Consider the following 14,536-nt stretch of genomic DNA (forward strand, 5'->3'; position numbering starts at 1 on the left):
AGGACTTTTGCTGTAATCAAACAACCAGAATTATCGCGTAATTGACTTAATAGCCGGGATTTTGCTTCAGCTTACCCTGATAGGCATCTACCGTTGCCTGATCATACGGGAACAGCTCACTCTTGCCCGTCACGAAGAAGCGGGCAATACCCTGATGCAGCGGCAGACCATCGATCAGGTTACCGGTCAGGTGCTGGGTCCAGTCAAGCCGGTTCCAGCCGGTTGGCGCTGTTGTCAGGGCAGTCGTTTTATAGAACGAGTTCAGCCACTGAATTTCTTCGCCGTTGTTGCGCCAGAACAGATAGCGAGGTATGTTGTAAGGTGCTTTTGAGTCGCGGATGGCCTGAATCTTATCGCGGGTTTCCTGAATTTTCTGAGCCAGCAGGTTCCAGCGGATCAGGTCAAATTTCCGGATCCCTTCGCTGCCAAATTCCAGATACCGCTCGTTTACGATGGCATCAAAGAACGCAGCTTTCGTAGTCGGGGTAGTACCGATCCGGGCCGTATTACCGGCATAAGCCCGCTTACGGACTTCTTCGAACGCTGAGATCGCTGCGGCTGTCGGAGCGCCGTTCAGTTCGTTTTCGGCCTCGGCAAACATCAGCAATACATCAGCGAAGCGGATAAACGGCCAGTTATAGCCTACGTTCAGGGCCGTGCCCGGCAACAGCGGGTTCCGCCAGTCTTTCCGGAATTTACCATCGGTCAGTTCTCCCAGACGGCGCGGTGTTTTGATATTTGTTGCGCCGACGGCATACATGGTTACTGTCACATCACGGCGGGTATCGGTCGAGTCAAACGCATAGAAGTAGTTTGGCAGTACCAGCAACCCACCGCCACCGACTCCGTAACGCGACGACGCGTTCACCGACGGACCGTTGTAGTTCCCCATCCGGCTATCGGAGGTGGAGTTAGACCCGCCCGCACCGGCTTCGAAAATAATCTCACCATTCGGATCGTACTGGAACGAGGTCAGCTTACGCCAGATATCTTCGAAGCTGGGGTTCAGCGTGTGTTCGCCCCGTTTCGCCAGCAGATCGGCACACTCGTCGCGGGCGATTTTGTAATAGGTCAGATAGTCGGCGTTGCGCTCCATTTTACCGCTGCTGCGCAGGGCATAGCCGCCCCGGAACAAGGCCAGTTTAGCACGAAGCGCCTTCACGGCCCCTTTGGTAACCCGCTCGTTCCGGGTGCCGGCTTCGGTACGCCACGGCACCAGATCTGTCGCGAGGCGCAGGTCTTCGATCAGCTTTGCGTATGTGACATCGCGGTCAGCTTGTGCAATAAACAAATCGGTCTGCTTATAGGCCGGTTGCATCGGTGCCGGTACATCGCCCCAGTTCCGGATCAGTTCGAACAGGAACTGCGCCCGCAGCGTCAGTACCTCGCCGTGCAGGCGGCGCAGTTCTTTTTTCTCGGCATCGGTCCCGTTGCTGTACTGCGGCATCAGCGGAATCTGTTCAATACAGAGGTTCGCCTTTTCCACCCCGCGATATAACTGCAGGAACGGGTTACGGATTTCGGTATTGGTCAGCAAAAGCTGGTAACGGCCAATCCCCCGGCGACCGTTATCAATGTTCCCCGACACAATTATTTCGTCGGAGTCATAGGGGTAATACATGTTGATCCGGATACCGTAGCCGTTATCGCCCATCAGCTCATCATACACCCCGATGACCGCGTTCGTGGCGTTGGCTACGTTCGAAAAGGCATCCGAAATACTGATTTGTGATTGAGGCTGCACCTCCAGGTAATCCCGACAACCCACTACCGACAACAGGGTAACAGTCAGCGCGATGCCTACACTTGACACTCGTTTTATGATCGAATTCATTGTCTGATTAAAAAGTCACGTTTACACCAAATACCCATGTTTTCGCACGCGGATAACCCGCGTAATCAACGCCTTGTGTCAGCGGATCCGAACGACGTGTACTTACCTCAGGATCGAACCCCGAGTACTTGGTCAGGGTCGCCAGGTTGTTTACCGTAGCATAGGCCCGGAAGCGTGACATCCCCACTTTTTTCGAAATAGTTGCCGGCAGGGTATAGCCCAGTGTGATGTTGTTCAACCGCAGGAACGACCCGTCTTCAACCGCCCATGAGTGCAGCCAGTAGCGTTGTACCCGCACCGGTGTCCAGATGGTAGCATTGGCATTCAGTGCCTTCAGCTCCGCCGGATCCGTTACGATCTGACCCGCATCGTTGAGGTTGGTCCAGCGGTTTTTCATCATCGACAGCATGTTCAGGTTCGGGAACGCGCCGTCGGTAAATTCGATTTTGTTGGCGTTGTAAATGTCGTTGCCGACCACCCAGTTTACAAACACACTGAAATCAAAGTTTTTGTACGTCACCTGGTTGTTCCAGCCACCGATGAATTTAGGGTTGGCATTTCCGATGACCGTCCGGTCTTTATCGGCCGTAATCTGGCCGTCGCCGTCAATATCCTTCCATTTCAGCATACCCGGCTGTGGTACCCCATACACCGAGTTGTAGGCGATTCCCGGCTTGATCGTGTAGGCTTTCGTTGTCTCATTGTAAGTAAAATCGTCTACCGTATAGAAGCCATCCGTTACGAAGCCATACATCAGACCAACGGATTCACCGACTTTTACCAGATAATCGTCGGCGCCATCCGACCCCTGCCAGCCGGAGTTACGGGTCAGCTGAGATACCGTGCCGAGGCTGGTGACCTTATTGCGGTTGGCTGAGATGTTGAAGTTCGACGTCCAGCTTACGTTTTTGCGTTGTACGACGTAAGCGGTCATTTGCAGCTCCAGCCCTTTGTTCATCGTCGAACCCAGGTTCTTGATTTGTGACGAGTAGCCCGACGTTGGCGGAATCGCCACGGCTAACAACAGGTTACGGCCCTGATTCTTATAGGCATCCAGCGACACCTGGAACCGGTTATTCAGGAATGACAGGTCAATGCCGAGGTTCTGCGATACGTTCGACTCCCATTTCAGGTCAGGGTTTGCCAGGGCAATCGGTGCGTAACCCGGCAATACGGCGTGGTTCAGCGCGTATTCACCCGTTACGCCATAGAGTTGCTGATACAGCAGGTCGCCAATCCGGTTGTTACCGGCCACCCCGTAGCCAAAGCGGATTTTACCATCGCTGAGCACGGTCTGCTTCTTGAAGAACTCTTCTTTGGAGAAGCGCCACGCCAGCGTTCCCGACGGGAACACCAGCGCCCCATTCGCATAGTTGAATTTCGACGAACGGTCGGAACGCAGCGACACCGTTGCCAGGTATTTGTCGTCGTAGCCGTAGGTCACACGGCCAAACAGCGAGAACAGCCGGTTTGGCGGTACAATGTTCGACGTGGGTCGTGGCTGAGCGGCACCGCTCGGCGGTGACCCAAGCCCCATATTGGCCAGTGCCTGATCGGCCGAGATATCGGCCGGGAAATAACGGGTCTCGATACCGGTACTTTTCGAGCTGTTGTCGTAGATCTCCTGACCGACAAGGGCCGTAAAGTCGTGTTTCTTACCGAATTTCTGCGAATACTGCAGTACGTTCGAGTTATTGATCGTCACTGTTCCGATCTGGTTGATCGACGCGACCGGCAACGACGCATAGTTACGGGCCGTTGAGGTAATTTTGCTCCAGAACGCATTGATCTGCTGATCGTTATTATCGAGCCCGACGGTTGTTTTAAACGTCAGGTTCTTCGTGATGTTATAGCTGGCATATCCGCTCATGTTCAGCGCTTTAGTATAGGCGCGGCGGTATTCAGCCTGCGTCATCAGGATTGGGTTCACGAGGTTCCCCGACGAGATGTACAGGTCTTCGTCAAAGTCGTCGACATCGGGCTGAGCCGCTGTCAGCAACGGACGGTACTGAATCGAGTGACGCAGCCGGTTGGTGCTTTTTGTGCCCGAGTTGGTTGTTCCGGCCCCGCGGATAGTTTGGTTCAGATAACGGACGTTGAAGCCCAGACGCAGCTTGTCATTGGCTTTGTGGTCCATTTTAAACGTAGCCAGGTACCGTTCAAAACCAGACTCCAGCAACACGCCGTCTTCCTTATTGGCCGTTAAACTGAGGTTGTAGTTTGTGTTCGCGTTTCCGCCGTTCACGTTTACGTTGTGGTTCTGATACTGAGCTTTGCGGCCGAAAATTTCCTCCTGCCAGTTAATCGGTGTTGTGGTCTTGTATTGATCGATGGCATCCCAGGTACCATATAGCCTGGCAAAGCTGGTTTCGGCCGTAGCATCGCCGCGGCTGCGTTCATACTGCCAGCGCACGAAGTCGTACGGGTTCATCACATCCAGCGTTTTCGAGATCTCGCGGAAACCGGCCGAGCCGTTGTAGCTCACGGTTGTTTTGCCGTTTTTACCGGATTTAGTCGTGATGATGACTACCCCGTTGGCCCCGCGCGCCCCGTAGATGGCCGTTGTAGAGGCATCTTTCAGTACATCAATGGTTTCAATATCCTGAGGTGAAATAAACGACAGGGCGTTTTCTACCTGAATCCCGTCTACGACATAGATCGGTGAGTTATCCTGCGTAATCGATCCGCCCCCGCGAATCCGGATCTGGATATCGGCGCCGGGTGCTCCTTCCGAAGTCGTAACCCGTACACCGGCCAGGCGGCCGGTCAGGGCCTGAGCCGCATCCGTCAGCGGAATATCTTTCAGTTGCTTTGCGTTTACCGACGAAACCGAACCGGTTACATCACGGCGGTTTACGGTAGCGTACCCTACCACAACGACTTCGTCGAGGGTTTTCTGGTCACTTTCCAGGGTTACCTCCACACTGGTCTGCCGGCCAACGGCCACCTGCTGCGATGTGTAGCCAATAAAGCTGAACGTCAACGTCAGGTCGTTTCGGTCAGGTACACGCAGGGTAAATTTCCCGTCGGCATCGGTGGTGGTGCCGGCCGTCGTACCTTTTACGATCACACTCACGCCAGGCAGATAACCGCCTGTGCTTCCATCTTTGACCCGGCCTGCGATCTGCCGTGTTTGCTGCGCAAAACCCGCAGTAATCACCAGCAGCATGACAACGGTCATCAGTAGTTTTTTAATCATAGATTAATTGAATTTACCCAAGATTTATCAGGATACCTTTTAAGGAAAGTGAAACTTACTCTTACTTCGAACCTAAAGAGGGAAATCGGGCTGCACAATGTTTTGAGGGACTTTTTCTATGCAATCGTTATCGGGAACGTTGCCGGACGCTAACATTTCGTATAATTATGATAAGAAAATATAGTATTGCTAAGCAAGAACAGCTTTATGCCCTATGCCTGTTTTCTGTTTTCCGTCTTTAAATAATTAGACTTTTCCTATATATCGTTTCTTAATGAATCATTAATCTACAGGTGATAAAAGGACAAAAAAAAGTGGAGGCACGACGCTAAGTCGTGCCTCCACTCAAATATATTACCGGTCATTAACTTACCTCAACACGTATGTTTTAAGGGTTACCCGCCGACGATAAGTCTATTTTCTTATAGCGCGGTACCAGGAAGTGCATGATCACCCAGGCCAGCAGATACGCGCCGCCGCACACAACGAACATAATATAGTAAGCCGTTTCGATCTGGTTGATTGAGCGGTAATAAACGAACATGTTTTTCTGCACCAGCATTGACAACAGGATGCCACCCAGTGCACCGAACATACCGCCAATTCCGGTAACGGAAGCCGTAGCCTTTTTCGGGAACATATCCGACACCGTTGTGAAGATATTAGCACTCCATGCCTGGTGGGCCGCCGCCGCAATACCGATCACCAGCACCGCCAGCCACATGTTAATGCTACCCATTACCTGCGCCGTAATGATCGGAATCACCAGGAAAGCAAAGATCAGCATCGACGTTTTTCGTGCCCGGAATACCGGCCAGCCCTTTTTGATAAAGTACATCGGCAGCCATCCGCCCCAGACACTACCAATGGTCGACAGCGTATACACCACCGCTACCGGTACCGCAAACTGAGTCGCGGTCAGACCGTACTGACTTTGCAGGAAATCCGGCAGCCAGAACAGGTAGAACCACCAGATCGGGTCGGTCAGTAACTTACCCATTGCAAATGCCCAGGTTTGTTTGTAGCCCAGCAGCTTGCTCCACGATACCGCAGCAACGTCCGGCTCGCCATCCACAAGCGGCATTTCGTCTTTGTCCGAGTGAATATAATCGAACTCTTCTTTGCTCAGCTTGGCACTTTTTGACGGTATCTCGTAGAAATAAAGCCAGAACGCAAGCCATACAAAACCAAGGAGACCGGTAATGATAAACGCCCATTGCCAGCCAATGCTGCTGGCAATAAACGGCACCGACAGGGGCGCTACAATGGCGCCGAAGTTCGTTCCGGAGTTAAAAATCCCCGTTGCCAGCGCCCGCTCCTTCTTAGGAAACCATTCGGCCACGGTTTTAATAGCCGACGGGAAGTTACCGGCTTCGGTAATCCCGAGGGCCGACCGCACTACCGCAAAACCAAACACCGAACTGACGAAGGCATGGGCCAGGGCAGCAATACTCCACAGGGTCGTTGCCAGGGCATACCCTAGTTTTGTCCCCAGTTTATCAATCAGCCGGCCTGCACCCAACATCCCGAACGCGTAGAACAGTTTAAAGGCAATCTCAATGTTTGCATAATCGCCATCGTTCCAGCCTAATTCAGACGACAGCGTCGATTTTAATAAACTGATCACCTGCCGGTCAAGGTAATTGACAGTGGTCGCAAAAAACACAAGACCACAGATCATCCAGCGATACCTGCCTACTTTGTTCATACGGGTTAAGAAATATAAGGTTTGAGAATGGTCAGGAGCTGGGCGATCCGGTCTGTCAGTACGGCGGCCGGGAGGTTATCGCCGGCAAACAACTGTGAGCCGATACCTACGCAGGTAACGCCGGCTTTGAACCAGGCGTTAAGGCTGTCGGCGGTTGGCTCCACACCACCCGTCACCATCAGGCGCAGGTGTGGCATCGGGCCTTTAACGGCTTTGATAAAGCCGGGGCCAACCACGTTGCCCGGAAATACTTTAACCACCTCAGCCCCTAATAAGGTAGCCTGATGAATTTCATTTAATGTAGCCGCTCCCGGAAGCCATGGGATATTACGTTGCTGACACGCTTCTGCCACGGCCGGTGTGATTACCGGCTGAACGATAAAGGACGCCCCTGCATCGATAAACGCGTTGGCATCATCGGCGGTCAGAATGGTTCCGGCTCCTAACAGCATGCCCGGACAGCTTTCGCTGACGTAGGCGGCCAGTTCCCGGAATACCTCCAGTGCCCCTGCGCCCCGGTTCGTGTATTCAAATACCTGTAAACCGCCATCATAGCAGGCTTTCAGGATACCTTTTGTGTAAACCGCATCGGGGTGATAAAACACCGGAACGATGGGTGCCTGCTGGCATTTCTGCAATAAACTACTTGTCGGTTGGCTACTCATTCAAGCGTATAGTTTTCTTTTTTTGTTGCTGTCCGCAACAACGTTTATTCCTTACCGTAACAGACGACCGGATGTATTCCCGCGCATGACTTCTTCCACTTCAGCCACAGACGCCAGGTTAAAGTCGCCATGGATGGAGTGCTTGATTACCGAGGCGGCTACTCCGCACAGCAGCGCTTCGCTGGCCGACGGATAAGTCAGGGAGCCATAGATGAAACCGGCCATAAAGGCATCCCCCCCGCCAATACGGTCGACAATCGGCACGATATCGTAGGTTGGCGTTTCCACAAATGATTCGCCGTCATACAACAGCCCGCGCAGCTGGTTATGCGACGCACTCAGCGTGTCGCGGCGCGTGGTAATGACCTGCTTAATCGCCGGGAAACGTGCCATCAGTTGCTCTGACATCGACACAAACGAGTGGTCGGCGGCCGGATCGGGGGTAATTGCGAAAAGGTCGTCGGCATCATTTTCGGCACAGACCACCACGTCGCAGCCTTCAACCAGGGCCGGCATCACGTCCTGTGCTTTTTTGCCATACTGCCACAGATTACGGCGGTAGTTAACATCGGCGCTAACCTTCACACCCAAACGTCGTGCCGTTGCGATGGCGTCGGCACAGGCTCTGGCGGCAGTGTCCGAAATGGCGGGTGTAATACCCGTCCAGTGAAACCAGTCGGCTCCGGTCAGGATTTTTTCCCAGTCAAAGCCGGCAGGATCCAGATTGGCAAAGGCAGAATCAGCGCGGTCATACACGATTTTACTCGCCCGGACCGAAGCGCCTGCTTCCAGGAAGTACAGCCCAAGCCGGTTGCCGCGGAAAACGGTATTGGCCATGCTGACCCCGTATTGCTGAAAAAACTGCGCCGCCGCTTTGCCAAGATCGTTGGCCGGGAAACAAGTTACGTGTTCGGCCGGAACACCCATCTGCGCCAGTGAAGCCGATACATTGGCCTCTCCTCCGCCATAGATGATGTCCAGGTGGTTGGTTTGTATTAATTTATAATTCAGCGGAGGCGACAAGCGCATCATCACCTCGCCGAACGTTACTACTTTTGTCATTCTTGAAATCAAAATAAGCTTTGGCGTTTCCGTAACAAATATTCTGCACTACCTGACCAATCCAGTTGATGTCGTCTGGAAGCTCGCCGTTTTCGACATCATTTCCAAACAGATTGCAGAGGATACGACGGAAATACTCGTGACGCGGGTACGACAGGAAACTGCGTGAGTCGGTCAGCATACCAACAAAGCGGCTCAGTAGTCCCATGTTAGATAAAGCATTCATTTGCTTTTCCATACCCTCTTTTTGGTCTAAAAACCACCAGCCTGAGCCAAATTGCACTTTCCCGGCCACTGAACCGTCGTTAAAATTGCCGATCATGGTTGCCATGAGGTCGTTATCGGCAGGGTTCAGGTTATACAGAATGGTTTTTGCCAGCTTATCGTTTTCGTCCAGTCGGTTCAGGAACTTCGCCAGCGCACGGCCCTGCGAGAAGTCGCCGATGCTGTCCCAGCCCGTATCCGGACCCAGCAAACGCAGCATGCGGGAGTTGTTGTTGCGGAGCGCTCCGAGGTGGAACTGTTGCGTCCAGCCCTTTTCCCAGTCCATTTCGGCCAGATAAATCAGCATGGCCGATTTAAACGCCAGAATTTCGGCGTAGCTCAGTCCCTGCCCGCTACGGATTTTCCGGAAAATAGCCTTGATTTCAAGCTCGGTAAAATCTTCAGCATAGATCTGCTCCAGCCCGTGGTCAGACAGCTGGCAACCCATTGCGGCAAAGAAGTCGTGCCGGTTACGCAGGGCGGCCATAAAGTCTTCGAACGAGGTAATATCGATACCCGCTGCTGCTGACAGCTTGTCAACGTAGGCATTGAATGTAGCCGCATCCTCAACCGCCATGGCCTTGTCGGGGCGGAACGTTGGCCGCACACTAACCTCCAGGTCTGACGCCGCAATCTGGCGGTGGTATTCCAGGGAGTCAATCGGGTCGTCGGTTGTACATACCGTTTCCACGTTCATTTTACGTAACAGGCTCCGCACAGAGTAATCCGGTGTCTGTAGTTTCGCGCTGCACTCGTCGTAAATGCGCCGGGCGCTGTTGCCGTTCAGGACCTCCGTTACCCCGAAATAGCGCTGCAATTCGAGGTGTGTCCAGTGGTACAACGGGTTCCGCATGGTATAAGGCACAGTCTCCGCCCATTTTTCAAACTTCGCAAAGTCTGACTGATCGCCGGTACAATAGCTTTCGTGGATGCCATTGGTCCGCATGGCCCGCCACTTGTAGTGGTCGCCGTAGAGCCAGATCTGGGTCAGGTTTTCAAACTGTTTATCGGCGGCAATCTGATCCGGCGGCAGGTGGCAGTGATAATCAATGATCGGCATCTGCTTCGCGTAATCATGATAAAGCTCCCGCGCCGTCTCGGTCTGCAACAAAAAGTCTTCGTTTAGAAAGGGTTTCTTCATTATGTAATGAGTGATTGAGCGAATGGGTGATTGCGTGTCCGCCACTGCGGTAAATGGAGTCTTTGCCTGTTTCAGAACTGAGTAGCAATCGCTCATTCACACAATCACCCATTCACAAATTATTAAAGTGAAACGCCCCGTTTCCAGGGGATAAAATCATCTTGTCCGTGACGGACGGCACTGACTTCGATCTCGCCGCTGGCCACACCGATGATGTAGTCGAGCATGCGCTCTCCGGCTTCCTTCAGGGTTTCGTCCCCTTCAATGATCGAACCGGCGTTGAAATCAATGATGTCGGGCATCCGGCGGGCGAGGGCCGTGTTGGTCGAAATTTTAACCACCGGCGCAATCGGGTTCCCGGTCGGCGTGCCCAGGCCGGTTGTAAATAAAACAACATTTGCCCCTGATCCTACTTCTGCCGTCGTCGATTCTACGTCATTTCCGGGCGTACAGAGCAAATTTAACCCTGGTTTAACACAAGGCTCCGGATAGTCGAGTACCGCCACGACCGGCGACGACCCGCCTTTTTTGGCCGCGCCCGCCGACTTAATGGCGTCGGTAATGAGTCCGTCGCGGATGTTGCCCGGCGAGGGGTTCATGTCAAAGCCCGACCCGACAGCCTGCGCCCGGTCGGCATAGGTCGACATCAGGGTTGAGAAGCGGCCCGCCGTCTCGCTGTCGACACAACGCTCGCACAGCTCCTGCTCTACGCCGCACAACTCCGGAAACTCAGACAGAATAACGCGGGCACCCAGCCCTACCAGCAGGTCGGAGGTATAGCCGATCATCGGGTTGGCCGAAATACCGGAGAAGCCATCAGACCCGCCGCACTCCAGACCGATACACAGCTTACTCAGCGGAGCCGGCTTCCGGACATTGGCGTTGGCCTGCATCAGCCCCGCAAAGGTCTGCCGCAGTGCCTGGCTGATCAGCGACTCTTCGGTGCCTACTTTCTGCTGTTCAAGCACAAACAGGGGCTTTCCGAAGTGCGGGTCACGTTGCTGAATTTCTTCCTGCAACATGGCTACCTGCGCGTTCTGGCAACCCAGACTCAGCACCGTTGCTCCCGCTACGTTCGGATGGGTAATATACCCCGCCAGCAACCCGCACAACGCCTGCGCATCCTGACGGGTGCCGCCGCAACCGCCTTCGTGCGACAGAAATTTCACGCCGTCGATGTTCGGAAACAAACGCGGCCGACGGTGATCGGCCAGGGCGGTCTGCAGGTCGGCCTGCAAAATATCATCGACCGTCTTGCCGGCCGATACCAGCGAAATAAGCTCCTGTGTCTGGTTGCGGTAGGTACGCTGACGCGCATAGCCCAGGTCCTGCACCAGTGCTTCTTCAAGAACCTCAATATTCCGGTTTTCGCAGAATACCAACGGAATAACCAGCCAGTAATTGGCCGTCCCTACTTTCCCGTCGGCGCGGTGGTAGCCCATAAACGTCCGGTTTGCCCACGGCGTGACATCAGGAGCGGTCCACGACGGTGCCTGATGATTTTCGGGCGAATAGGCGTCGGTAGCGTGTTTGAGATTAAACGTCGTCACAACGCCGCCAGCCTGGATGGGTTGTTTGGCTTTGCCGACCAGCACCCCGTACATATACACCGGATCGCCGGTGTAAAGATCGTGGGTAGTCATTTTGTGTTTGGCCTCAACCGGTTCGGTGACCAGGTAGTCAATACCTTCACACTGAACGGTTTCGCCCGGTTCCAGATTGGTCAACGCAACCAGCACGTTGTCGTCCGGATGAATTTTAATAACTCGTTGTTTCATGGGTATAAAAAGGGGCCGGTGGTCAGCCCTTAGCTTACGGTTTCTTTTTTGTTCAGGAACTGGGCGACGGTTTCATAAACGCCCCCATTCAGCATCTCGTTGAGATAGCCATAGACACTGTTGGCGAAGCCAGGCAACTGGGTCAGGTCAAAACCCCACAGGGATTTGCTCGCCAGCACAATCGTTACGAGTTGTTTCGGGGCATAGCTTGACCATAAATCGGCGAAATACGACGCTTTTTCGTCCTGAATCAGGTAAGGCACGCCGTTGGCAATCCCCCACCAGCCCGACTCATTTTCGCGGATAGCCCGCATGAACAGGATATAGGCCGCAAAGCCAAGGGCCATATAGCCCGGCACGCCGCCTACCTGCCGGTAGAAGTGCAGCAGGGTCGGCACGTTGCGCATCTGCATTTTGGCCGAATACTGCATCGTGATCGACAGCCAGCGGTGCTCAATGTACGGGTTACGGAAACGGTCAATCACCTGCATACCAAATCGCTGCGCCATCTTTTCGTCGAGCGCCATCGGAATGCCCGGCACCATTTCGCCCAACATCAGATTCTGGACATAACTGGCCATCAGCTCGTTATCGAGGGCTTCGCGTACGGTTTCAAAACCGCACAGTACGCCAAGGCCGCAGCTAAAGGTATGTGTACCGTTCAGGAGCCGTAGCTTCAGTTCGCGGTACAGACTGATGTCGGGCCGGATAATGACCCCTTCGTCGGCCTGAGAAAACGAGAGAATAGCCTGTACATGCTCATCGCCTTCGATGGCCCACAGGCGGTAGACCTCCGAAATGGTCAGCAGTTCATCGTCATAGCCCAGTTGTTCTACCAGTGCATGGCGTGTGGCCATATCGGGGCGGCCCGGCACAATGCGGTCAACCAGCGAGTTACAGCAGTGGTTGGCCGATTCGAGCCAGTCGATGAATTCGGCTTCGAGGGCATTGCGGTGGGCCAGTTCCAGCAGGATGGCTTCCAGTTTGGTACCGTTATCAGGAATCAGCTCCGTCGGCACAATGACCAGCCCCCTGTCTTTATCGCCGTTGAATGCCTTAAAACGGGCATACAGCACGGCCAGCAGTTTACCGGGATACGACTTCGGCGGTGCCTGCCGGATGTCGTCCTGTTGCAGCTGAATACCGACCTCTGTTGTATTGGAAATCACAATCTGCAGATCAGGACTTGTGGCCACCTGAAGAATGTCCTGCCACTGCTCTTTTGCCGACAAGACACGGCTGATTGCCGAGCAAATGACATTTTGCTCAATGGTTTCTCCTTCTTCCAGCCCGCGTATACAAACGGTATAGAGGTTATCCTGCCGGTTAAAGGCGGCTAATTCTCCGCCCCCATCCGTCGACTTCACCACGACGATCCGGCCGTTGAAGATACCTTGCCGGTTGGCTTTGTCAATCAGGTAATCGGGCAGGCCGCGCAACAGCACTCCTGTTCCAAACTGCAGCACTCGTTCGGGTAAACGAGCCAGCTGCTCACTGGCCGGAAAACTGGTATCACCGTCGGCATGCAGCTTCAGGTATGGGAGAGATAGCTGTTCCACAGTTTTGTAATTTTTTAAGGAATTTTTATTAGTCAATACGTTTTGGCATTCGTCGGTACGTTAAGCTTACATAAGCCGGCCGACATCCGGAAAGCTTTGTTTTTTTTTATTTGTGCAAACGTTGTCGGGAACGTTGCCAAAAAATCACTGAATAAACATGTTCAACTTTTCGGGTATATTTCGGCTGTTTTTACTCTCTATACACAGGAAGGCTTCATGTAGCCCTCAGATTGTACTTTAACTGTATTGTCCTTTGGATAACGTCACGATAAAAGATATTGCCCGGGCACTTAACCTGTCGACCTCAACGGTTTCACGGGCGTTGCGGGGCAGTTATGAGATTAATCCGGAGACCAAGCGGCTGGTGATGGAGTATGCCGAACGCCTGAACTACCGTCCGAATCCGATTGCCCTCAGCCTGCGCGAAAACCGTAGCCGGGCCATCGGGGTAATTGTCCCTCAGATTGCCAATTACTTTTTTTCACAGGCCATCAACGGCATCGAGGCCATTGCCTACAACCGTGGCTATCACGTTATTATTTTCCAGAGCCACGAATCCTTCGAACGTGAGGTCACCAACGTTGAACAGTCAATGGCCCGGAAAGTCGACGGGCTGCTGATTTCGCTGTCCAGTCAGACTTCCGATGTCAGTCATCTGCGTAATATCCAGCAGCGGGGCGTCCCGATTGTGATGTTCGACCGCATTTCCGACGAAATTGAGACGACCCGCGTCGTGGCCGACAACTTTTCGGGGGCGTTTGTGGCCACCGAACATCTGATCAACACCGGCCGCCGGCGCATTGCCCACATCACCACCCAACCCTGGATGTCGATCACCCAGGAACGGCTGGCCGGCTATAAAGCCGCACTGGCGCAATACGGCGTCCCGTTCGATGAAGAACTGGTACGGTATGGTGGTTTTAGTCGTGAAGAAGTGCAGCCGGTGGTTGAGGACCTGCTGACGTTACCCAATCCGCCCGACGCGTATTTTGCCGCCGGCGACCGGCTGGCCCTGGGCTGTCTTTCTGTACTCCGGCAGCGGCATATTTCCGTTCCGGATCAGGCTTCGCTTATCGGCTTTACCAACCTGAATGTGGCCGACATGCTGTCTCCTGCCCTTAGTACGGTTGTGCAGCCTGCGCAGGAAATCGGCCAAACGGCGGCAGAATGCCTGATTGAACTCATCGAACGAAAGCAGAAAGGCGTTGAATTCAAAACCGTTAAGCTCCCGACACAGCTGATCATCCGCGAATCAACGGAATTGATTAGCTGAATCTCCGGTAGCAAGGGCTGAACGAACCTGCTACCGGACGGGTCATTACCGTA

General features: G+C 53.7%; 9 protein-coding genes. 1 reads left to right on the forward strand and 8 read right to left on the reverse strand.

The genetic code is table 11. The features are described 5' to 3' along the window. Window positions 1-46 precede the first annotated feature (46 nt). The 8 genes from BLX24_RS18900 to BLX24_RS18935 all read right to left on the reverse strand — a co-directional run bounded on the left by BLX24_RS18900 (window position 47) and on the right by BLX24_RS18935 (window position 13,210). Window positions 47-1,834, reverse strand: a complete 1,788-nt coding sequence (locus tag BLX24_RS18900; protein WP_071504755.1) for a RagB/SusD family nutrient uptake outer membrane protein — start codon at window positions 1,832-1,834, stop codon at window positions 47-49. Between the two features lie 7 nt (window positions 1,835-1,841). Further along, entirely contained in the window at window positions 1,842-5,033 is a 3,192-nt protein-coding gene (locus tag BLX24_RS18905) for a SusC/RagA family TonB-linked outer membrane protein (protein WP_071504756.1), read from the reverse strand. A gap of 388 nt (window positions 5,034-5,421) precedes the next feature. Beyond that, entirely contained in the window at window positions 5,422-6,741 is a 1,320-nt protein-coding gene (locus BLX24_RS18910) for an MFS transporter (RefSeq protein WP_071504757.1), read from the reverse strand. A gap of 5 nt (window positions 6,742-6,746) precedes the next feature. Further along, window positions 6,747-7,406: a beta/alpha barrel domain-containing protein gene (locus BLX24_RS18915; protein ID WP_071504758.1), complete on the reverse strand. Its 660-nt coding sequence runs from the start codon at window positions 7,404-7,406 to the stop codon at window positions 6,747-6,749. Between the two features lie 51 nt (window positions 7,407-7,457). Next, window positions 7,458-8,468 carry a sugar kinase gene (locus tag BLX24_RS18920; protein WP_071504759.1) on the reverse strand — a complete coding sequence of 337 codons (1,011 nt, stop codon included), beginning with the start codon at window positions 8,466-8,468 and terminating at the stop codon, window positions 7,458-7,460. Further along, entirely contained in the window at window positions 8,407-9,873 is a 1,467-nt protein-coding gene (gene uxaC / locus BLX24_RS18925) for a glucuronate isomerase (RefSeq protein WP_071504760.1), read from the reverse strand. Before uxaC ends, BLX24_RS18920 begins: the two co-directional genes overlap by 62 nt. 122 nt (window positions 9,874-9,995) lie before the next feature. Next, window positions 9,996-11,651 carry a UxaA family hydrolase gene (locus tag BLX24_RS18930; RefSeq protein ID WP_071504761.1) on the reverse strand — a complete coding sequence of 552 codons (1,656 nt, stop codon included), beginning with the start codon at window positions 11,649-11,651 and terminating at the stop codon, window positions 9,996-9,998. Between the two features lie 29 nt (window positions 11,652-11,680). Then, a complete protein-coding gene (locus BLX24_RS18935) occupies window positions 11,681-13,210 on the reverse strand; it encodes a tagaturonate reductase (protein WP_071504762.1) in 1,530 nt (509 codons plus the stop codon). A gap of 253 nt (window positions 13,211-13,463) precedes the next feature. Here BLX24_RS18935 and BLX24_RS18945 point away from each other — a divergent pair, with 253 nt between their 5' ends. Beyond that, window positions 13,464-14,483: a LacI family DNA-binding transcriptional regulator gene (locus BLX24_RS18945; protein WP_071504764.1), complete on the forward strand. Its 1,020-nt coding sequence runs from the start codon at window positions 13,464-13,466 to the stop codon at window positions 14,481-14,483. The last annotated feature ends 53 nt before the right edge of the window (window positions 14,484-14,536 follow it).

This window comes from Arsenicibacter rosenii (assembly GCF_001870735.1).
GTDB classification, from domain to species: Bacteria; Bacteroidota; Bacteroidia; order Cytophagales; family Spirosomataceae; genus Arsenicibacter; species Arsenicibacter rosenii.

Coding starts and splice junctions, on each gene's coding strand:
- BLX24_RS18910 (WP_071504757.1), bottom strand. CDS start 6,741: ATGAACAAAGTAGGCAGGTATCGCTGGATGATCTGTGGTCTTGTGTTT.
- BLX24_RS18915 (WP_071504758.1), bottom strand. CDS start 7,406: ATGAGTAGCCAACCGACAAGTAGTTTATTGCAGAAATGCCAGCAGGCA.
- uxaC (WP_071504760.1), bottom strand. CDS start 9,873: ATGAAGAAACCCTTTCTAAACGAAGACTTTTTGTTGCAGACCGAGACG.
- BLX24_RS18900 (WP_071504755.1), bottom strand. CDS start 1,834: ATGAATTCGATCATAAAACGAGTGTCAAGTGTAGGCATCGCGCTGACT.
- BLX24_RS18905 (WP_071504756.1), bottom strand. CDS start 5,033: ATGATTAAAAAACTACTGATGACCGTTGTCATGCTGCTGGTGATTACT.
- BLX24_RS18920 (WP_071504759.1), bottom strand. CDS start 8,468: ATGACAAAAGTAGTAACGTTCGGCGAGGTGATGATGCGCTTGTCGCCT.
- BLX24_RS18930 (WP_071504761.1), bottom strand. CDS start 11,651: ATGAAACAACGAGTTATTAAAATTCATCCGGACGACAACGTGCTGGTT.